Raw genomic sequence first — 19,517 nt, forward strand, 5'->3', positions numbered from 1 at the left:
CGTCGCGGGCCGTCAGAAATCCAGGTCCGCGTAGACCTCCTTGAGCACGGACGGCAGCAGCGCGTTCGCGGTGGTCTGCCCGTCCGGTGACAGCGTGAGGTTGGTCCAGATCACCAGCGTCACATCGTTGTCGGGGTCGTGGCCCATGAAGGAGTTGAAGCCCGGCATCTCGCCGCCGTGGTAGTACATCGCCGCGTTCGGGCCGAAGCGTTGGTGGGAGATGCCGTAGCCGTACCGCTTCCCGTCGGGATCGTGGGGGTCCTCCGGTTGCAGGCTGTCCAGCCACTGGCGTTGATGGTCGGGGTCGAGCACGCCGCCCGTCACCAGAGCACGCATCCAGGTGGCCAGGTCGTTGGCCGTGGAGATCGCGCCACCGGCCGCGGTGGCGTACGACGGATTCTGGTGGGTGTAGTCGATCGGCTCGAGTCTCCCGGATTCCGCGGCCGCGGCCATCGCGGCCGGGTAGTCCTCATCGACCATGGCGTACAACGTCTTTCCGTACATGTACCCGTGGGAGTACGGCGTCGGAAGCGCGGTATCGTCGGCCGCCGGCAGGCTGGTGTGGGACAGCTCCACAGGTTCGAACAGACGGGATTCGAACTGCCGCGCCAGCGGACGTCGTCCCGCCCGCTCGGCCGCCAGACCCAGCAGCGCGTAGTTGGTGTTGCAGTACTCGTATTCGGTGTCGGGGCGGGCGTTCGGGGGATGGGCGAACGCGATGTCCAGCGCCTGCTGCGGGGTCCAGGCCTTCTCGGGGTCGGCGTCCAGGCGCGCCGACATCTTCGGGTCGTTGGTGTAGCAGTAGAGCCCGCTGCGCATCTTCAGCAGATCCGACAGCGTGATGGACGCACCGTTCGGCACGTTCGGAACGTAGTCGGAGATTGGATCGTCCAGCCGCAGCGCGCCGTCCTGCGCCAGCAGCATGGTCAGCGCGGCGGTCATGGTCTTGGTGTTCGACGCGATGCGGAAGTGCGTGTCCGGACTCGGCGGTGAATCGAGGTCCAGCTGCGTCGTCCCGACGGCCGCGGTGTACGTGCCGTGCGGGGTGCGCAGCAGCACCAGCGCTCCCGGGACGTGCAGCCCGTCGGCCGCCTTCGCGACGGCCTGCTGAAACTCTGCGGCGTCGAGACGGTTCAGGGCCTCGGGTGCGCGCGCCGTGCATCCGGCTGCCGTGACTCCGGACAACGCCACCGCGCACGCCAGCAGCATGCACCGCACGATCTTCATCACCGCATCCTGCCAGCATTTCGACAAAATCCCGCCAAACTCCGCGCGAGTTGGTTTCTGCTGGATGAAAACCCTTGCTCACTCCGGTTGGAGGATGTATCGCCCGCGAAAGATGCGACGGGCCAGGAGATCCACGAGGTGGGTGAGTCCCCATGTTCAACATCGACAACGCCAGATTCCTTTCGGCGGCCGCTGGTGGCCTGGCCGTGGTGGGACTGGGATTGGCCGCCCCGGCCCTGGCCGACAGTGTGCGCTCCGATGCCGACTCGCTCTCGACCGTCATCGGTGTGAACGCCCCGACCTACGAGTTCGAGGACTTCGGTGTTTTGCACAACCGCGGACCGCGGGCCGGCATCCAGGGACCGGGCTTCGAACCCGTGCGTCCGACCATCGGACGGACCGCCGAAGGTCGCTGAAACCTCACACATAGAAGTGGTCGGCGTAGACCAGCCGCCTGGTGGTGCTCACCCCCGTCTCACCCGGAGCCGGATCGGCGGACAGATTCTCGAACTCTTCGACCTGCACGCGGAGGTCGTCGGAACCGGGTGGGGTACCCAGGATCTGCGGTGGCACCAGATCGAGCTCGGCGGTCCACGTCGCGGTGAAGGACGTCTCGTCGACGCCCGACAGCAGGCAGGGGACCGGCACCCCCGAGACCCAGTCGATGTCGGAGCCCGACACCAGGTTGCGGGTCTGAACCGTCGCGATGACCTCATGCGACTTCGGCAGCAGCTGCATCAGGGCGTCGTGCCCGGGGGTCGGGGGCGGGACGTCGATCCGCGGGTCGTTGGTGACCGCGGCCGATCCGGTGACGGTGATGCGGACGGACTGCCCGTCCGGTCGACTCAGCGTGCCGATCCGCTCCGGCGGCAGTTGGACGAAGTCCGTCGTGACGATCTCGGAGAACTCCATGCCGGGCACTGAGTTCGGCTGGTACCTGGCCACTGCCAGACGCAGGAACGGCCATGCGGCACCGCGGGATTCGAGGACGACGTCGACGAACCACATCCCCCGTCCCCGATGGAACTCCGGGGTGTAGGCGTAGGCGTTGACCATTTTGTCCTGGTCCTCGGGGTTGGCCGACGGTGGCGGTGTGACGACCACATGCCGCGTGGGTCGGCCGGGCAGGCTCTCGGGCGCCAGCTGCAACTGCACGGCTCGCTGCTGCCACGCCGAAAGCACCGGCACCTCGTAGGCGTTCGCGAATGCCGGGCTGGCGACGATCGGATCCCGGGCCCACAGGCTGACCTTCTCCGGTCCACCGGAGATCAACGCCGGGTCGCCCGTGGTGATGATCGCGAGCATCTCACCGTCACCGCTGGAGTACCACGGGCGGTCCAGCCAGATGCGGACCCCGCTGCGGCGCACCCGCCGCACGGCGAACGGGTGTTCGGGTTCGGTGGTCTGCTCCCACAGGAACATCGGGATCACATCGTGGACGACGGGAGGCGCCGGCGGCGCCGAGCTCGGGATGTTCACCTCGACCTCGTTGCCTGCCGACAGCGTGTCGTCGGGCCCCGGCAACTCGTCGGCCTCGAAGAATTCCCGGTACCGCGATGAGCCGTGCAGTCGGTAGGTCACCGCACGGGCCTTGGTGTCGGGAAGGATGTGGATCGCGGGCCTGATCGGCACGTCGGTCCTGCGGGTGCCGACTTGTGTCGCGCGCTCACGGTTGGTCAGCAGCGAGTACCGCTCGTGTTCGTCGATGCGGTGGTCGACGACGATCTCGCCGATGGTGCGCGTACCGGGATCGGGTGCGCTGGGATCATCGACGGGTTCGGTCCAGGCGGCCCGCAGTTCGACCCTGTCGGTGCTCGAGCCGTGGACGTCGAGCACGCCGTCGAGCTCGGCCGTGACGATGTAGGGGGCGCGCGGTTCGGCCCGCAGCCGGGAGATGCGCGGCGCGATCGCGGGGCGCGCGGTGGCGTGCACCAGACGAAGCTCCTCGTCCGGGGTCAGCCACCACATCCACCCGTCCAGCGCGGCCTGCTCAAGGATGCGGCGGTCCGACGCCGGCACGCTGGGGTCGTGGACCGGGTGAAACCGCCAGGGCCCCATCTTCTGCAGATGTTCGGCGTCGAGCGTGGTGGCGTACTTGACCGAGACCTGTTCGCCGGGTGGCAGGCCCACGTGAATGACGTTGCCGTCGACGCGGGCGTCCAGGGTCTTCGCGGCGTGCAGCACCAGCCGGTACGGGGTGAGCGACGGCCACGAACCCGCGTAGGGGACGGTGACGGTCTGCAGCACACGCGGACTGGACAGCCGATGGTCGGCGCCGGCGGCGTGGAAGACCAGCGCGACGCCGTGCGCCATGGGGTCGGGCAGGTGGGGCAGCACCAGGTTGTCGACGTCGTGGACGACGTATTGACCTGCCTTGGGCGGGTTCTCGGGATGCTGGATCTGCTCCAGCGTCAGGGGGTCGGTGACATCCGGCATCGACAGCAGTTTGATGCCCGGCTGGGGAATGGTGCGGTCTGGATCGTTGAGGTCCTGAATCTCCTTGTGGTACAGCGTGCCCCGCTCCTTCAAGGCCGTCGCGTAGGCCTTGGCGACCTGTCCGGTCCGCATGAACTCGTCGAGTCGGCCGTCCTGCTCGGCCTCGAGTTCGCTGCCCTTGGGCGGCACGATGTGACGCTCACACAGTCCGGGCCCCGAGTCCATGCCGGTTCGGATCACCAAGCGCTGCACCGACTCTCCGGTGGTGTATGCGCTCCGCGGGACCAGGGTGGGTGCGGGGATCGGATCCCAGCGCAGGAACAGGCGTGGGACGGTGACGACGTTGGGGTCGCCCGCGTCGGCGAACAGCGTGGCCAGAGCGCCGAGATCGACGTCGTCCCACTGTGGGTGGGGCCGCAGCGACTCGGCCTTCTCGACCACCGAGGCGGTGGCGCGTTCGATGTCGGCGCGGACCCCCGTGCCGTCACTGACCGTGGGCCGCAGCGAGGGCCGCAGTGCGGTGAGTACGCCGCTCTGCTCGCGAGCGGAGGCCTCGGCGCGCAGACTGTCGAGGTGGGCCGCCGCCATGTCGATCAACGGCTGGTCCGCCAAGGCCGGCGGAACGGAGTCCAGCGGCACGCTGTTGCCCGCGAGGTCGACCCCGGCGATGCGGAAGGAGTACCTGCGCCCGTACCGCAGCGCGGGCAGGCTTCCCGCCTTGACCCGCGAACGCACCCACAGCCCGGGGCTCTCGGTTGATTCGGCGGTGTCGGTGAGGCGTTCCCGGCCCGGTTCGTCCTGTGTCGCGTCGTTGTGGATGACCAGCTTGCCCGGCCGCGGCGCCGACAGGCTCCAGCCGTCCCACCCGGCCAGCACCTCATGGACGTAATAGGGATAGTTCGGGTTGCCCGGAACGCGGGACAGCGGTGGGTTCTGCAGCAGGCCCGGATCCTCGACGTCGGTGAGGATCGGGGTCGTCGTGAAGGAGGCCGTCACCAGGCGCTCGTGCAGGCTGTGCCAGCGCTTGGTGGTGTCGTCCCACACCTCGAGTCGGGTTCCGCGCAGCAGGCCCTCGAAATGGAACTGCTGTCGGGTCTGGCCCGTCCCGGGCTGCTCGATCACGGGGGTCAGGGCCTCACTCTTGGCGATCTGCTGCTGCAGGCGATCAGATCGCTGCAGTTCGGCGATCGCGAATCCGGTGCCGCGCAGGCCGGCCGGTGCGAACGACCCGGGATCGCCGTTGAGCTCGACCGCCAGGGCACGGACTGTGCTGCGGCACAACTGCTCCACACCGAGGCCGCCGGCGTCGGGATCGAGGTCCATCACGCGGAAGCGCTGGGCGTCGCCCACCAGCATGCGCCCCGACTTCCACCGACTGCTGTCCTTGGCGACGGCGAGCAGGCGGTCGCCCTCGGCGATGCACAACGTCTCCGGCGACAGATACTTCACGATGTCGGTCACGCCGGGAAACTCGATCTCGCACCAGATCCGGGTCGTCCGCCGCAGCACATCGAGGTCATCGACCTTGACGTCGACGACGATGCCAAGCGTGCGGGCCAGCGCGGGCACGTTGCAGGCCGACGCGACGCGTTCATGGAAATCGGGGACGGGGTGCGGGGTGCGTGCAATCCGGGCCTGGGCCTGGGCCTGGGCCTGGGCGTCGTCGGGATCGGGGTCGGGATCGGGCTGTGCCTGCTCTTCGGGTCGGTGGAAATAGCGCTGGGCCCGGTGCAGATCGACCAGCATGGCCAGGGTCGCGTCCTCGCCGATCTGATCGGGGTGCTCGACGTAGAAGTCGAGCAGCGCGGTGATGTCGGCATCGACGGCATTCGCATCGTCGCGGCCGAGCAGCATCTCGATCGGGGATCGCCACGGCGCCTCTGGGATCTGGGCCGCCTCGAGGGCGGGACCGATGGGCACATCGGGTCGCGGTTTGACCGGGTGGACAGCGCGGCGGGCGGCGTCGGCCCGCTCAGTGCCCAGGCGTTCGCGGCGGTTCCGACGGCTTCGGTCGTAGTGCTCGAGCTCCGATATCGCCGCGCCGGCGGCCTCGGCGCCCCTGAACACCCGCAGCACATCGGCGGCCAGGGGGTTGCCGATCACTCGTGGCCGATCGATCGGTGACGACAACGCGGCGGCGTTGTGCACGTCGAGAGCGTGGTCGGGCATGCGGTGGGCGGGGAAGCTGTTCCAGGTGGCGGTCGCGGGTTTGGGTTCGGGATAGGCGGCCACGTGGGTGTCGGGGGGAAATGCAGTCTGCCAATGGGATTGACTGGCCCTGCCCACCAGGGGAGTGCACGGGATGGTGGTGCCGCCGGCTTCCGCGGAGCGCAGTGTGATGGTGGCGTTCTGGAGTGTCTTGACCCAGTTCACCATCGCGGGGTAATCGTTCAGCGTGCCGCCGTCGCCGAGTCGGTGTGAGATGAACAGCGAGACGTGATGGTCGTCGTGCGGGTTGGTCGAGTACGGCAGGACCGTCGCCATCAGACGGGTGGTGGCCATGCTCAGGCTCCTATCGCGAATGCGGAGTAGTAGGTGTCCCAGAGGTTCTGCCCGCCTTCATCGGGCGGCATGATGTCCTTCAGCGTGGGGTCGCCGCGTGACCCGGCGAGTTTTCGTTCACACGTGATCTCCACCGAGGCCGAGAAGAGCGCGACCTCGATCTCGACGGTCAGGCTCGCGCGGCCGATCAGCTTGCCCGTGCCGAAGTCGTAGCGCAGTGACAGCTCCAACGTGATTGACGCCGAGGCGATGCCGAGCACCTCGACTTCGCCGCGGATCCGGAAGTAGCCGGTCAGCTGCCCCTTCTTGTCCTCAAGGCGCAGGTACACCCCGATCATCACCGACACCGATCCGGATGCCACACCGAGGTCGACGCTCAGTGACGCGCCGGCCTCCAGTCCCATCTCGAGCAGCACCAGGCCCATGGGCGACAACCGGATTCCCACCCAGCCGCCTCCGCCGATCGCCAGGACCGTCAGCCGGAACGGTGCCTCCTTGGTGCAGAAGAAGAACCCGACCGTGACGGCTTCGCCGAGGAACGGGATGCGGCAGTCCGCACCGAGTGCGATGTTCTCCAACGAGAACACCCCGATCGCGATGCTGGGCAGGGCGAGGCTGAAACCCGCGGTGGCGCCCTCCCCGGTGATGTCGACGAACGGGGGATCGGAGAACCCGTCCAGCGGGATGGCCTGCCGTAACCGCTCGACGAACTCGAGGACGCCGACGAACTTCAGATTGTCGAACTGCACGTCGACTTCGGGCTTGGCACCCGTGACGGTGCGGAAGGCGATGTGGCGGAAGGTCACCGCCATCAGAGCATCGGTCCCCGGCGGAAGCTGCAGTTTGAAGTTGGGCAGTTTGGCGTCGATGATCGACTGCGGCGCACCGTCGGGTCCCGTGCCCAGTTCCACCGAGATCGGCAACCGCGGGTCGGGGTCCTGGGGTACGAAGAATCTCTGGGTGTCGGGTTTGTCGGCCGGCCAACCTGTGATCTTGGCGTTCCACACGTACTTGACGGTGTGGTTCTCGGTGACCAGCTTGGGTGCGTCGTCGAGGCCGGCCTTGAGCAGGATGGTCTTGAGGTCGAACAACCCGAACAGCTTGGGCAGCGCGCTGCCCAGGAATTTGCCGGGGTCGAAGGTGCCTGTGGTGATGTCGTCGCCGCCGGATTCGCCCCGGTCGCCGACCGCGCCGAGTCGGCGGGACAGTGCTTGGACCGACACGCTCGGTTCGACGAAGCCGCCGCCCCGGTCGGCGGCGCCGGCGAAGTCGAGCTTGGTCTCCTGCAGGAGCCTCAGATACAGCTGAGCCGGGTCACCGGCTGGAAACCCCTTCTCGACATACGGTTTGCGGTACTGCACCAGTGACGGTCCGCCGCCGCGGTTCAACGCGGCCAGCGCGGGGATCTCGATCGAGGCCCGCTTGAGCTCGGGGGTGCTGGTCTTGACTTCCGCGTTGCCGGTGAACTCGATCCACTGCGTCCGCGAGGTGGTGTCCCCGGATGTCGTGCTGGGCGCGAAGGCGATCTCGGCGCCGCCGGCGTCGATCGGATGGTGCTTCTTGACCACCTCCTCGATCCACGTGTCGAGGGCTTTGGTGTGCACGGGCGGTTGCACCGGATCGGCATTCGGATCGGGGATCGGAACGGCCACCAGGGGTGTCACCAAGGTGACGGCCCGACCCTCGTGGTCGATTCCGGTGATCTTCCATTGGTAGGCCGCGGACTTCACAGTCGGAACGAAGGGCGCCGGTGGCGGGTCCGCGGGGGTGTCGATGTCCGTCGAGACGACGGGGTCGATGGTGACACTCGTGAACGGGAAGGCGTTGAGCACCGGGTGGTCCTGGACCCCGGGTTGGCCCGTCACCCGGATGCCGGTGTAGTCGCGGGTGTGTTCGCGCAGCACGATGAAGAAGCGCTGAAACAGGTTCGCCGCCGGATTGCCGTCCGCCAGCCTGATCTTGCGTTCGGTGATCTTGATCAGGGTCGCGCGGTGGCCGAACGGGAACAGGTAGATCGGGCGTTCCACGCGGACGTATTGGTCGCGGCCCATCACGGCCTGGTGCATGTATGCCGACGGGTTGGCCGCCCAGCGTCCCACCCAGTCGATCCAGGCCCCGAGTGCGCTGAGGTAGAGCCGCTTGACATTGAGCGGGTCGGGTTCTGTTCGCCGGGGGTCGGCGGTCACCCGGACGATGTCCGCGCGGTCGGTATTCTTCAGCGATCCGGTGAAGCCTGGCGTGTCGAGTTGTTCGGGATCGCGGTGCCACACCGCGCGCACGGTGCGCAGCGTGGCGTCCTTCTCGTCGACGTCGACGAACTCACCGTTCTCGTCGACCGTGCGGACCCCGAGTCGGGTGTGCCACAACCCAACCCGGGCCGGATCCGTCGGTGCGGCCTCGGCTTCGGAGGCGTGGGTGAAACCGCCGTACTTGTGATTCGGGGAGACGATCAGCCGGTACGGCGCCTCGACCGCGGTCTGGTCGGCGGCCGGCGCGGTCGGGGCGCCCTGGGCGTCTCCGGGCCGTGGGTCGGTCGCGGTGACGCGGGGGATCGCCAACGTGGGCACCCGCAGCCCCAGGGCGGTCAGGGCTTCGAGGACACCGGCGACCGTGTAGGGGATCTCGGTGCCTTCGGGAAGCTCGAACACCACCCGAGAATCGTTGGCGGCCCGCGCCTTCGCGACTTGCGGAGGGTTGGTGGGCGGAGAGGCCTGGGTGGCCTCCTCGAAGATGTTCTGCACTCCGAAGCGCACGATCAGGTGCGCGTCGTCCTCGGCGGCGATCAGTCGTGATCCGGCTGGCGGCGGTTCGATGCCGGGGATGGTCAGCTTCTGGCCCGGCGTGATCGCATGCGGATTGCTCAGATGATTGGCCGCGGCGATCAGGCGGTACCTGTTCGGGTCTCCGTAGAACCGTTGGGCGATGTCCCACAGCGTGTCTCCGGACTTCACCACGTAGGTCTGCGGCGGCGGCGCCGGTGCCGGCTTCGGCGGCAGGACCAGGATGTCGCCGGGATGTATGACGTAGGGGTCCGCGAGATGGTTGGCGGCCGCGATCAGCGTGTACAGGAACGGATTTCCATAATGAGCTTCGGCGATGTCCCACAGCGTCTCCCCGCGCACGACGGTGTGCTCGACCGTGGGGGCCGCGGGGGTCCCGCCGACGAGTTGGCAGCCGATCGCGGTGCATGCCAGGTCCAGCAGATCGGCGGGGCGCAGCAGACGGAACTCGTGGGGCAGGGAGACGTCGTCGCGGATCGCCATGTGCACCGACCCGTCCGGCGCGATCCACCACACCTCGGTGGTCGACTTGGTCCTGGCCAGCCCGGTGAGGCCGCCGAAGATCGACGCGCTGCCCGGGCCGGCGACAGGGGCTGGATAGCGCTGCCATCCCGTGCCCGCGCGCCACGTCGCGCCGTCGACCGCGCCGTCGGGGCGCACCCACAGCGCGTCCATGGTGCCGGCACCGCGTCTGACGACGGTGATGCCGCTGGCGGTGGAGGCGCTGCCGTTCACCGCCACCGGTTCGGGCTCCAATGTCCACTGGCCGCCGTCGACCCAGTGCGCCCAGCGCACCGCGCCCTGCGGCGAGATCCACAGCACATCCATGCTGTTCTCCGTGCGTGACACGGCGTCGAGGCAATGGGATTGGGCCGCACTGCCATTGGGGGCTACCGGGGCGCCGTACCTCCGCCAGCCCTTGCCGTCGTCGTACCAGAAGGCACCCTCGACCGAGCCCTGTGGACCGACCCACCAGATCTCCATGTTTTCGGGAGATCGTGAGACTGCCGCGACACCACCCTGTTTGGCGGCCGCACCGAACCCGGTCACCGGGTAGCGATGCCATGTCGAATCGGCCTGGTACCAGTAGGCGCCCTGCACCGAACCGTCGAGGCCGACCCACCAGATCTCCATGCTCTCGGGAATCCGGGACACCGCGGCGATGCCGCTGGAGGTGGACGCGGCACCCGGTCCCGCGACGGGGTCGTGATAGGCGCGCCAGTTCTCACCGTCGTCGTACCAGTACGCCCCCTCCACGGAGCCGAGGGGGCTGATCCACCACAACTCCATGCTGTCGGCGATGCGGGAGAGGGCGGCGATGCCACTCGAGGATGCGTTGCTCACCCTGCTCGGGACCCCGTAGGGGCGCCAGCCCTGGCCGTCGTCGTACCAGAAGGCGCCCCGGATCGCGGGATTCGGCGCGAACCACCAGGCTTCCATGTTGGTGGCGAACCGCGAGACGGCGGTGATGTCGCTGGCGGTGTCGGCGGCCGACGGTCCCTGGACTTGGTGGTGGACCCAAAGCGGCATGATCGGCCTCCCCCTGCAGTGATGCGCGAAGCGTCCCCGTGCTCCGGGCGGACTCAGGCTGGCACGGCGCCGACGTGGCGGGCGCGAGTAACCGACTACTCGTACCCGCGTGCGTCGTGGGCCCGTGGGTGCGCCGCGCCGCCTGGGTGAACTTGGCGGCCGGGGATTCGAGCCAACCGGATATGCGAGTACCCGACTACGTGCGCCCGCGGAGGCCGCCGGTGACACGCTCGTCACCGAATGGAAACACGCATGAAAGGTGGGGGGCGATGTTCAGGGACTTCGGCATCAAACCTGTCGTTGCCGGCGCTCTGGCGCTGGCTGGCCTCGGACTGGCCGCGCCGGCGCTGGTGGACAGCGTCGGCTCGGACACAGGGTCCGAGTCGACGGTGATCGGTGTGAGCGCACCGACGTACGAGTTCGACGACTTTGGGGAACTGCACAACCGCGGCCCCCGCGCCGGCGTCAACGGGCCGGGTTTTGCCCCTGAGCGTCCGATCGTCGGACCGGCTTCCGACGGGCGTTGAGGCGCCGTCCTGTGCGGGGCACTCCGGGGAGCTGGGGTGCCCCTTTCAATTGCCCGGCTCTGAGCGATTTCCGGTATCACCACGAGGCGGCTGGGCCGCCCCGCATTTCGGCGCCACCCCAGAATTCGCTCGAAGCCGGGCAATTGAGTGGCACACCCCGGACGTGTCGGGCAGCCGCCGTCCCACGTTCGGGGGAGTCAGCGCCCGCGCAGCACGTCCAACACCGCGTCGACGTCGGCGTCCGTGGTCGCCCATGAGCACACGAACCGGTACACCGGTGCCAGCGCATCGGGTTGGTGAATCGCGAACCGCGCGCGGACGGCGGCCAGGGCCTGCGGATCGAGCTTGACGAACACCTCGTTGGCCTCCGTCGCGGTGGCCAAGGACAGCCCCAGCTCGGCCAGTCCCGCACTGAGCCGGGCGGCCATCGCGTTCGCATGCGCGGCACTGCGCAGCCACACTCCGTCGGACAGCATCGCCGCGAACTGCGCCGACACATAGCGGTGCTTGCTCGCCAGATGCCCGATCTGCTTCTGCACGAAAGCGATTCCCTCGAACCGCTCGGGCCTGCGGACCAGCAGCGCGTCACCGAACAGCATGCCGTTCTTGGTGCCGCCGACCGTGACGATGTCGGCGTCCCCGATCGCTTCGGCCGGTGAGACGCCCAACGCCGCAATCGCATTGGCGATCCGGGCACCGTCGACGTGCACCAGCAGATCCAGTGCGTGCGCGTGGTCGATGAACGCCGACAGCTGCGTGGCCGGCCAGACCCGGCCGTTCTCGGTGGACTGCGTGACGGTGACGATGCGCGGCTGGGAATGGTGCACCTCGCCCCGGCGTGCGACGCGGGCGTCGAGTTCGGTGGCGGCGATGATGCCGTCGTCGCTGGGCAGCCTGGTCAACTGCGCGCCGGACAGCCGCACCGGTCCACCGGCCTCGTCGAGCAGGGAGTGCGCGACGTCGCTGCACAGGATCTCCTGCCACGGCCTGACGGCGGCGGTCAGCGCGATGACGTTGGCAGCGGTGCCGGTGAACGCGAACAGCACCTCGGCGTCCGGGGATGCGAAAACGTCGCGCAGCACGTCCGCGGCGTGCGAGGTGATCGGGTCGTTGCCGTACGAAGCGGCGTACCCGTCGTTGGCCGTCGCGAGCGCCTCGAGTGCGCGCGGATGTGCGGGCGCAGCGTTGTCCGAGGCGAACGCGGAGGAGGGACCCACGCTCGCCATCATGTCACCGCCCGGTTCCTGGCGCGTGGGTCAGCGGACCGCCGCGAGCTCTGCCGAGGCAGAAGCGGTGCTGCTGTCGCGGTGGCGGGTGCAGGTGAGCAGCACCGCGGCGGCCAGCACCGCGGCGGTGAACATCACGATGCTCATGGGCAGGGCGCTGGCGTCACCGGCCAGGCCGACCAGGGGAGTGGTGGCCGCACCGAAGGTGTACTGCAGGAAACCGAGCACGGCCGAACCGGTGCCGGCGGTCTCGCGAACCTGCTCGATCGCCAGGGTGGTCGCGTTGGCGAAGGTGAAGCCGACGGTGCCCATGAAGCAGGCCATCAACGCGATCGTCAGCCACGGGATGACCTGTCCGACGGTGACATTGAGCAGCTGCACGGCGGTGACCACCACCATGGTGCTCACGCCGCCGATCAGCAGCCTGCGCGGCGCGATGGACTTGACCAGCCGGGCCGAGAGCGTGCCGGAGGCCGCGATCGCCAGCGCGCACGCCCCGAAGGTCAGCGAGTACGCCCGAGGCGAAAAGCCCAGGATGTTCTGCAGGATGAACGGCGAGGCCGAGATGTAGGCGAACATCGCCGACGCCGTCAGGCCCAGAGTCAGTGTGTAGCCGAGGTAGCGGCGATTGCCCAGCACGCCGCGCATGCCGTCGGCCAGTGATCGCAGGCCGCCCGGGCGGCGGTGCTCGACGGGCAGTGACTCGTGGGCGAAGAACGCCGCACCGGCCAGCATCAGCAGGTTCATCGCGGCCAGCGCGGCGAAGACCGCCCGCCACCCCCAGCCCGCGACGATGACACCGCCGAGGACCGGCGCGGTGATCGGGGCGAGCACACCGATGACCATCATGACCGCGAACAGCCTGGCCGCGGCCGCGCCCTTGGCCCGGTCGGCGATGATCGCGCGGGCGATGACGACACCCGCGGCGCCGGTGAAGCCCTGCACGAAGCGCAGGGCGATCAGGACCTCGATCGACGGGGCGAAGATGCACAGCACGCTGGTGATCAGGCATGCCACCGTGCCGATCAGCAGTGGCCTGCGGCGGCCGAACTGATCCGAGAGCGGGCCGATCACCAGTTGGCCCACGGCAAGGCCGATCAGGAATGCCGTCAGCGTCAGCTGGATCATCGGCGCCGTGGTGTGGAACTCGGCGGCCATGTCGGGGAAGGCCGACAGGTACATGTCGATCGAAAAGGGGGTGACCGCCGTGAGGAGGGCGAGCACGGCGATGAGCATCGCCGACGGGGGTGGGGGAGTCATTCATTCCTTGCGCGACTGAGAACTATGTATAAAAATATAGTTATTGTGAAATATGTATGTCAAGATCGCGGATATGCTCGCGTGATGGACGTCACCGCGAGTGAAACCCGGGAGCTGGCCCTGGCGTTGCACGACCTGTCCTGGCGCATCGCCCGGGTCGGCCCGGGTCAGATCGGGCTCGAGCCACTGCCGGCCTCGGAGATCGCGGTGCTGCGCGCGGTGCTCGACGAACCGGGGCGCGGCGTGTCCGACGTGGCCGCCTCGGTCCGGATGCAGCCCAGCAACGTCAGTGCCGCGGTGCGCTCGCTGGTCACCCGCGGTCTGGTGGAGAAGCGGCCCGACACCCACGACAAGCGCGTCGCGCTGCTGCATCCCACCGCGACCTCGCTGCGAAACCGCGCGGCCATCGAGTCCGAGCTGACCGCCTCGCTGGCCCAGGCGTTGGCCGCGCTGCCCCACGACGAGGTCAGCGCGCTGCTGCGGGCCGTCCCGGCGATGCGCCAGCTGGCTGCCGCGGTCGTGGAGCGCGTGCGTTAGACCGACGGCAGTTCGGCCCCGGTGGCCAGTTCGGCGTAGGACCGCATCAGCCGAAGCGCGGTCGTGCGGTCCAGGGCGGGGTCGCGCGCGACGATGCGATACCCGAAGTAGTCCTCCATCGACATCAGCGTCATGGCCACGTCGCGGGCCGGGGCGGCCAGCGTGAACGCCCCGGCGTCGGCGCCGCCAGCCAGGATCTGGGTGTAGAGGTCGACCTGCCGGTGGTAGATGTGCTGCACGTCGGGCCGGTTGTCGAGTTCGAAGCCGGCGGCCAACACGGCCCGCCAGATGGCCCGCCACTCGGCGTCCTCGGGCCCCGTCGGCAGGCCGGTCGCGATGGTCAGCGCCAGTTGGGTCCGGGGGTCGTCGGTGCGCTCCACGACCTCGAGGCGGTCGTCGTAGAAGCGGGTGTCGGAGCGCTGCGCAAGCTCGGAGAGCAGCTGATCCATGTCTTTGAAGTAATAGCGCACGGCGTTGGGGGTCAGGCCCAACTCGTCGGCGACATCGCTGAGGCGCAACTCGGCCAGGTCGTGTGTTTCGATCAAAGTGATTGCCGCATCGAGGATCTCGGTGCGTCGCTGGGCTCTGCGTACGGGCCGCGCCATCGGGGTGTCACGCCTCCTCGCCGTCCCGTCGAACTGTGGTGAGGGTACTGGATTTCAATCTTCCTCTTGCGCACCCGGTTCCTGGGGGTCATTATTTGCCAACTATGAAAAAAACTCCAGTCCCGGACGGGTCCGTGCGAGCGCGGGACCTGGGCGTCGTCATCGGGGAACACCCCACCGGCGCGCACAACGCCATCACCGACGTGCCGGGCGTCCGCGTCGGCCACACGACGCTGCACCAGGACGGTCCGCCCGTCGTGCACACCGGCGTGACGGTCGTGGTCCCGCATGACGACATCTGGACCGAACCGGTGTTCGCCGGTGCCCACCGCCTCAACGGCAGCGGGGAGATGACGGGCCTGGAGTGGATCCGCGAGTCCGGCGAGCTCACCTCGGCGATCGGCATCACCAACACCCACAGCGTCGGGGTGGTGCGCGACGCGCTGGTGGCCGCGCAGGTCGGCGCGCGCGGCGACGGCCTGTACTGGTCGCTGCCCGTCGTGGGGGAGACCTATGACGGAGTGCTCAACGACATCAACGGCTTTCACGTCAGGCCCGAGCATGCGAGCGCGGCCCTGGCCGCGGCCTCGTCCGGGCCCGTCGAGGAGGGCAGCGTCGGCGGCGGCAGCGGAATGATCTGCCACGGCTTCAAGGGCGGCATCGGTACGTCGTCACGGGTCACCGAGACCGCGGCCGGCACCTACACCGTGGGCGTGCTGGTGCAGGCGAATCACGGTCGGCGCGAACGCCTTGCGGTCAACGGCCAGCCCGTCGGCCAGCGGATCGGCGCCGACGTCGTGCCGCTGCCCGAGGCCCCGGCACAGTACGAACCGGGGTCCGGATCGATCATCGTCATCGTCGCGACCGACGCGCCGCTGCTGCCGCACCAGTGCACGAGGTTGGCGCAGCGCGCCGCGCTGGGTGTGGCCCGCGTCGGCGGCACCGGCGAGCAGTACAGCGGAGATCTGATGCTGGCCTTCTCCACCGGCAACCGCGGCATCCCGCCGTACTCGTGGGATGAGGACGCCGGAACCGCGCGTCCCGAGGTGGACGTGCGGATGGTCGCGCCCCAGCTCATGACCCGACTGTTCGACCTGACGATCGAGGCCACCGAGGAGGCGATCGTCAACGCCCTCGTGGCGGCCACCACGGTGACCGGGCCCACCGGCATCACCGCCCACGCGCTCGACCATGACCTGCTCCGCCAAGCCCTGACCCGCCAGGAGGACCGATGACCACTCCGCAGACAGAGTCTCGCCTGCACGGACGGCTCGGCGCCGTCGCGATCGTGTTCATGGTGGTGGCCGCCGCCGCCCCGTTGACCGTGATCGGCGGAAACATGCCGCTGGCCATGGGATTGGGCAACGGTGCGGGCGCTCCCGTCGGCTTCGTGATCGCCGCGCTGGTGCTGCTGCTGTTCAGCATCGGGTTCGTGACCATGACGCCGCACGTCCCCGAGGCCGGTGCGTTCTTCTCCTATGTGACCGTCGGACTGGGCCAGCGGATGGGCCGAGGCGTGGCGGTGGTCGCCCTGATCGCCTACACCGCAATCCAAGTCGGCATCTACGGCTACATCGGCTGGGCGATCGACGACACCGTGCGGTTCTACGGCGGTCCGCAATTGCCCTGGCCGCTCTACTCTTTCGCGGTGCTGGCCATCGTGGCGTTGCTCGGCTACCGGCACATCGAGCTGTCGGCCAAGGTGCTGGGCGTGGCACTGGCGCTGGAGATCGGCATCGTGGTGCTGCTCGACCTGGTGATCTTCACCGACCCCGGACCCGCCGGAGTGACGTTCGACTCGTTCACCCCCGCGGTGTTCACCAACGGCACCCTCGGCATCGCGGTGCTGTTCGCGCTGACCGGGTTCATCGGCTTCGAGGCCACCGCGGTGTTCCGCGACGAGGCCCGCGATCCCGAGCGCACCATCCCGCGCGCGACGTACGCCGCGGTGCTCATCATCGGCGGCTTCTATGCGCTGACCGCCTGGGCGTTCGTGGTGGCGATCGGCCCCGACCAGGTGGCCGCCGTCGCGCAGCAGACCCTCGACGGGGAGGGCAACATGCTGCTGGACACCACCGCGGACACGCTCGGCCGGGTGGGCCGCGACGTGGTCAACGTGCTGCTGCTGACCTCGCTGTTCGCCTGCGTGCTGTCGTTCCACAACGTCATCGCGCGGTACCAGTTCGTGCTGTCCGGCAAGGGTCTGCTGCCCGCCCGGTTGGGCACCGTGCACTCGCGGCACGCGTCGCCGGCGTTCTCGTCGGTGGTGCAGACCGTGACGGCGTTCGTCATCGTCGCGGTGTTCGCGGTGCTCCAGATCGACCCGCTGGTCGGCGTTTTCGGCTCGATGGCCGGGGTGGCGACGGTCGGGATGGTGCTGCTGATGCTGACCACGTCGGTCGCAGTGTTGGTCTTCTTCGTGCGCAACCCCGATGCGGATCGACGGCTGTGGCAGACGCGGCTGGCGCCGGCGCTGGCGTGCCTGGGGCTGCTCGGCAGCCTGTGGCTGGTGCTGTCGAACTTCACGCTGGTGACCGGCGGTTCGGTGGCCGTCAGCACGGTGCTGGCCGCCGTGCCGTTCCTCGGCCTGCTGATCGGGGCGCTGGCGTGGAAGCAGCGGTCCGGGGTGTCCGAGGGTTCGGAGGTCTCCTGAGTACCTCTCCTCTGGGGCGCGTCATCACATGATGACGCGCGAGGGGATTGCACACCAGCCGCTCCTGCCCCAGAATTCCCGCCATGCCTGAACCTCACGAAACAGACACCACTGCCGGCCTGGCCCCGCTGGGCCCCAAGATCGAAAAGCTCGTCGCGGACCTCGGGGTGAAGTCCCTGCTGGTGATGCGGTCGGAGTCCGACTCGATGGTGGTGGCCGCGACCGCGGGCGAGGCCACCAAGCACTACACCGTCGGCGCGGCCGGCAAGAAGGCCCTCGGCGCCGAGGGCAGCGTGCCGCTGTACTGCGAGAAGGTGGTGGACGCCGACGCCGACCTCTTCGTGCGGGACTCGCGCGAGGACGCGGTGTTCGCGGGCAACGAGGACGAGGTCGAGTTCGGCCTGCACAACTACCTGGGCCTGCCCGTGCACGACTCCTCGGGTGCGGTCGTCGGCACGGTCTGCGTGCTCGACGACTCCGCACGCGACTACAGCGACGCCGAGATCGCCGCGCTCAAGGAACTGCGCGGCGAGGTCGAGGGCATCGTGGCCGGGGACGACCAGGCGCTGGGCTGACCTTGTGTGCCGCCCCGGCGCGCCTCGTGGGAACATGGTGCCGCGTTGATCGCGCCGGGGGCGGTAGCTCAGTCGGTTAGAGCCGCGGACTCATAATCCGTAGGTCGCGGGTTCGAGCCCCGCCCGCCCCACCACAGGCTGTTTTTCAAGATCAATTCTTGGAAGCCATCTGTTCATTCACCGTCTATGACGGTCGGTGCAGGTCGTGCAGCATGCCGCCACGCCTCGCGTACGGCGGCGAGCGCTTCGGCCGCTGTGACGGTGAGGCGGGTCTGTCCGGCCAGCTGCGCATTCCACTCCGCGTCCGTCGGGGCTCGGTCGAACATGCGCTGCGACGGCGCCTTGTTGGTCGGTCCGTATCGCCGAAACAGTGCGGCGGCGTCTGCGTCGATGGCGCCGACTCGGCTCAGGGCCCAGATGTCCCATAGGTCGCGGGCTGCGTGGCGGTCCGTCCATGTCGCCGTCTTCGACGCTGCGAACGCGGGGAGCGTGGGCACAAGTAGTTCAGCAGCGGGTGCATCCGCATAGCGCTGAAACAGCTCGCGGCGCTCCGTAGGCCAGACGACCCGGTCGCGTGCTGACAGCAATTGGAGGCGAACCGGGCGTCCGTCCGAGGGTCGCAACAACACCGGCAGGGTGTCTGCGGTAGCGCTGAGGGCGGGTTCGACGGTCAGCCGGCCGTGGGTGCGCGCGACGGCGCGGGGGAGCGCGGCGTCGAGCGCGGTGGCAACCTCTTTGCGGCTCCCGATGGCGATGAGATCGATGTCCTCACTCAGCCGTCCGTCGGGGAGGTGGGTGCGGGCGAGGGCGGTCCCGCCGATGAAGTGGATTCGGTCACCGAACTCACGGCTGAGGAACGCGAGGAGGTGGGAAATGAGATGGTCGCGCTCAACTTGTGCGGCCGATACGCCGAACTGGGTTGCGACCGAGTCACGTTCGTCAGGATCCATGATCAACCCCCGCCCAGTCTTCCGCCCGGCGCAGGGAGGCGAGGCGGCGCTGTTCGGTGGCGAGGCGACGGAGGCGTTTCTTGTCGCTGCGTGAGTAAAGCGCGGTGACAGCGTCAGGAACGTCGGATTCGTTATCGCCGAGGGTTGGGCGGTGGGCGAGGTCGAGGACTGTCTGTTCGGGCGTGGTCACCAACGCCGGCCCCAGTTCGGTGGGGATGCGTTCGGCGTCGAGACTGCGGGTGTCGCGCTGGACGAACCGCACGACGGCGGGCCGATCGGTCAGTGCGATGGGATGGTGTCGGCGTGGCACTGCCACGATGGCGGTTGCCACGGCGCGCGGAAGGACTCCGTGCAGACGTGCGGCACTGAGCCCCATGACGACGATGTCGTCATGGCCGTAGATCGTCGTGGCAATTCCCGCGGCGGCGGCCTCCAGGTCCGGGATCCAGCGGTGCCCCACCATGTTCTGAGGAACGACGACGTAGTAGCCGTCGGTGAGGCGGTGGAGCAGCCCGTGATCGGCCAGTCGGACCAGCTGGGCCCTGGGATGGGCATACACGGCGCCGGCATCGCGTGGCCGAATCGTCCGCAGCGGAGCCTGTACCAAGGCGGCAGGAATGGGCGTGCTGCGAGTTTCGGCCATGTTGACTCCTCAAGTACGCATTTCGTACTCTTGTAGAGTACGTAATGCGTACTCGTGCGTGCAATG

The 19,517-nt window shown here is 68.6% G+C and carries 14 protein-coding genes and 1 tRNA gene; 7 read left to right on the forward strand and 8 right to left on the reverse strand.

The window, feature by feature from the left end:
- Positions 1–12: 12 nt before the first annotated feature.
- The gene (locus A5727_RS00100) at positions 13–1,227 is read right to left on the reverse strand and encodes a serine hydrolase domain-containing protein (protein WP_068242488.1); all 1,215 of its coding nucleotides are present in this window, start codon (positions 1,225–1,227) and stop codon (positions 13–15) included.
- 152 nt (positions 1,228–1,379) lie between these two features.
- On the opposite strand from A5727_RS00100, the gene A5727_RS00105 reads away from it, so the two are divergent.
- On the forward strand, positions 1,380–1,643 hold the full coding sequence (locus A5727_RS00105) for a hypothetical protein (protein WP_068242490.1): 264 nt from the start codon (positions 1,380–1,382) through the stop codon (positions 1,641–1,643).
- A gap of 4 nt (positions 1,644–1,647) precedes the next feature.
- On the opposite strand, the gene A5727_RS00110 is transcribed toward A5727_RS00105, so the two are convergent.
- Both A5727_RS00110 and A5727_RS00115 read right to left on the reverse strand, forming a co-directional pair.
- Positions 1,648–6,165 (reverse strand): hypothetical protein, encoded by a 4,518-nt coding sequence (locus A5727_RS00110; RefSeq protein WP_068242493.1) that lies wholly within the window; start codon positions 6,163–6,165, stop codon positions 1,648–1,650.
- Positions 6,166–6,167: 2 nt separating this feature from the next.
- Positions 6,168–10,475 (reverse strand): LysM peptidoglycan-binding domain-containing protein, encoded by a 4,308-nt coding sequence (locus tag A5727_RS00115; RefSeq protein WP_068242496.1) that lies wholly within the window; start codon positions 10,473–10,475, stop codon positions 6,168–6,170.
- A gap of 269 nt (positions 10,476–10,744) precedes the next feature.
- Here A5727_RS00115 and A5727_RS00120 point away from each other — a divergent pair, with 269 nt between their 5' ends.
- Positions 10,745–11,002, forward strand: a complete 258-nt coding sequence (locus tag A5727_RS00120) for a hypothetical protein (protein ID WP_068242499.1) — start codon at positions 10,745–10,747, stop codon at positions 11,000–11,002.
- 197 nt (positions 11,003–11,199) lie between these two features.
- Here A5727_RS00120 and A5727_RS00125 read toward each other — a convergent pair whose 3' ends face one another.
- The gene (locus A5727_RS00125; protein WP_068242502.1) at positions 11,200–12,228 is read right to left on the reverse strand and encodes a threonine aldolase family protein; all 1,029 of its coding nucleotides are present in this window, start codon (positions 12,226–12,228) and stop codon (positions 11,200–11,202) included.
- Between the two features lie 30 nt (positions 12,229–12,258).
- Positions 12,259–13,488 carry a multidrug effflux MFS transporter gene (locus A5727_RS00130; protein WP_068242504.1) on the reverse strand — a complete coding sequence of 410 codons (1,230 nt, stop codon included), beginning with the start codon at positions 13,486–13,488 and terminating at the stop codon, positions 12,259–12,261.
- A gap of 84 nt (positions 13,489–13,572) precedes the next feature.
- Between A5727_RS00130 and A5727_RS00135 the strand changes: the two genes are divergently transcribed.
- Positions 13,573–14,025: a MarR family winged helix-turn-helix transcriptional regulator gene (locus A5727_RS00135; RefSeq protein ID WP_068242507.1), complete on the forward strand. Its 453-nt coding sequence runs from the start codon at positions 13,573–13,575 to the stop codon at positions 14,023–14,025.
- On the opposite strand, the gene A5727_RS00140 is transcribed toward A5727_RS00135, so the two are convergent.
- On the reverse strand, positions 14,022–14,630 hold the full coding sequence (locus A5727_RS00140; protein WP_068242510.1) for a TetR/AcrR family transcriptional regulator: 609 nt from the start codon (positions 14,628–14,630) through the stop codon (positions 14,022–14,024). The two genes, A5727_RS00135 and A5727_RS00140, sit on opposite strands and share 4 nt — an antisense overlap.
- 134 nt (positions 14,631–14,764) lie before the next feature.
- Between A5727_RS00140 and A5727_RS00145 the strand changes: the two genes are divergently transcribed.
- From A5727_RS00145 to A5727_RS00160, 4 genes are all read left to right on the forward strand, one after another.
- Positions 14,765–15,865: a P1 family peptidase gene (locus tag A5727_RS00145; protein ID WP_502687641.1), complete on the forward strand. Its 1,101-nt coding sequence runs from the start codon at positions 14,765–14,767 to the stop codon at positions 15,863–15,865.
- On the forward strand, positions 15,862–17,283 hold the full coding sequence (locus A5727_RS00150) for an APC family permease (RefSeq protein WP_068242517.1): 1,422 nt from the start codon (positions 15,862–15,864) through the stop codon (positions 17,281–17,283). The genes A5727_RS00145 and A5727_RS00150 overlap by 4 nt, the downstream gene beginning before the upstream one ends.
- 83 nt (positions 17,284–17,366) lie before the next feature.
- Entirely contained in the window at positions 17,367–17,858 is a 492-nt protein-coding gene (locus A5727_RS00155; RefSeq protein WP_068242520.1) for a GAF domain-containing protein, read from the forward strand.
- 57 nt (positions 17,859–17,915) lie between these two features.
- A tRNA-Ile gene (locus A5727_RS00160) sits at positions 17,916–17,992 on the forward strand.
- Between the two features lie 39 nt (positions 17,993–18,031).
- Here the strand turns inward: A5727_RS00160 and A5727_RS00165 are convergent.
- A complete protein-coding gene (locus A5727_RS00165) occupies positions 18,032–18,808 on the reverse strand; it encodes a nucleotidyl transferase AbiEii/AbiGii toxin family protein (RefSeq protein WP_068242523.1) in 777 nt (258 codons plus the stop codon).
- Positions 18,798–19,451: a type IV toxin-antitoxin system AbiEi family antitoxin domain-containing protein gene (locus tag A5727_RS00170; RefSeq protein WP_068242525.1), complete on the reverse strand. Its 654-nt coding sequence runs from the start codon at positions 19,449–19,451 to the stop codon at positions 18,798–18,800. The genes A5727_RS00165 and A5727_RS00170 overlap by 11 nt, the downstream gene beginning before the upstream one ends.
- Positions 19,452–19,517 lie beyond the last annotated feature (66 nt).

The organism is Mycobacterium sp. ACS4331 (assembly GCF_001667265.1).
Lineage (GTDB): Bacteria > Actinomycetota > Actinomycetes > Mycobacteriales > Mycobacteriaceae > Mycobacterium.

Excerpts from the sequence above, each read along its gene's own strand:
- A5727_RS00100 (WP_068242488.1), bottom strand. The coding sequence starts at position 1,227 with ATGAAGATCGTGCGGTGCATGCTGCTGGCGTGCGCGGTGGCGTTGTCC.
- A5727_RS00105 (WP_068242490.1), top strand. The coding sequence starts at position 1,380 with ATGTTCAACATCGACAACGCCAGATTCCTTTCGGCGGCCGCTGGTGGC.
- A5727_RS00110 (WP_068242493.1), bottom strand. The coding sequence starts at position 6,165 with ATGGCCACCACCCGTCTGATGGCGACGGTCCTGCCGTACTCGACCAAC.
- A5727_RS00115 (WP_068242496.1), bottom strand. The coding sequence starts at position 10,475 with ATGCCGCTTTGGGTCCACCACCAAGTCCAGGGACCGTCGGCCGCCGAC.
- A5727_RS00120 (WP_068242499.1), top strand. The coding sequence starts at position 10,745 with ATGTTCAGGGACTTCGGCATCAAACCTGTCGTTGCCGGCGCTCTGGCG.
- A5727_RS00125 (WP_068242502.1), bottom strand. The coding sequence starts at position 12,228 with ATGGCGAGCGTGGGTCCCTCCTCCGCGTTCGCCTCGGACAACGCTGCG.
- A5727_RS00130 (WP_068242504.1), bottom strand. The coding sequence starts at position 13,488 with ATGACTCCCCCACCCCCGTCGGCGATGCTCATCGCCGTGCTCGCCCTC.
- A5727_RS00135 (WP_068242507.1), top strand. The coding sequence starts at position 13,573 with ATGGACGTCACCGCGAGTGAAACCCGGGAGCTGGCCCTGGCGTTGCAC.
- A5727_RS00140 (WP_068242510.1), bottom strand. The coding sequence starts at position 14,630 with ATGGCGCGGCCCGTACGCAGAGCCCAGCGACGCACCGAGATCCTCGAT.
- A5727_RS00150 (WP_068242517.1), top strand. The coding sequence starts at position 15,862 with ATGACCACTCCGCAGACAGAGTCTCGCCTGCACGGACGGCTCGGCGCC.
- A5727_RS00155 (WP_068242520.1), top strand. The coding sequence starts at position 17,367 with ATGCCTGAACCTCACGAAACAGACACCACTGCCGGCCTGGCCCCGCTG.
- A5727_RS00165 (WP_068242523.1), bottom strand. The coding sequence starts at position 18,808 with ATGGATCCTGACGAACGTGACTCGGTCGCAACCCAGTTCGGCGTATCG.
- A5727_RS00170 (WP_068242525.1), bottom strand. The coding sequence starts at position 19,451 with ATGGCCGAAACTCGCAGCACGCCCATTCCTGCCGCCTTGGTACAGGCT.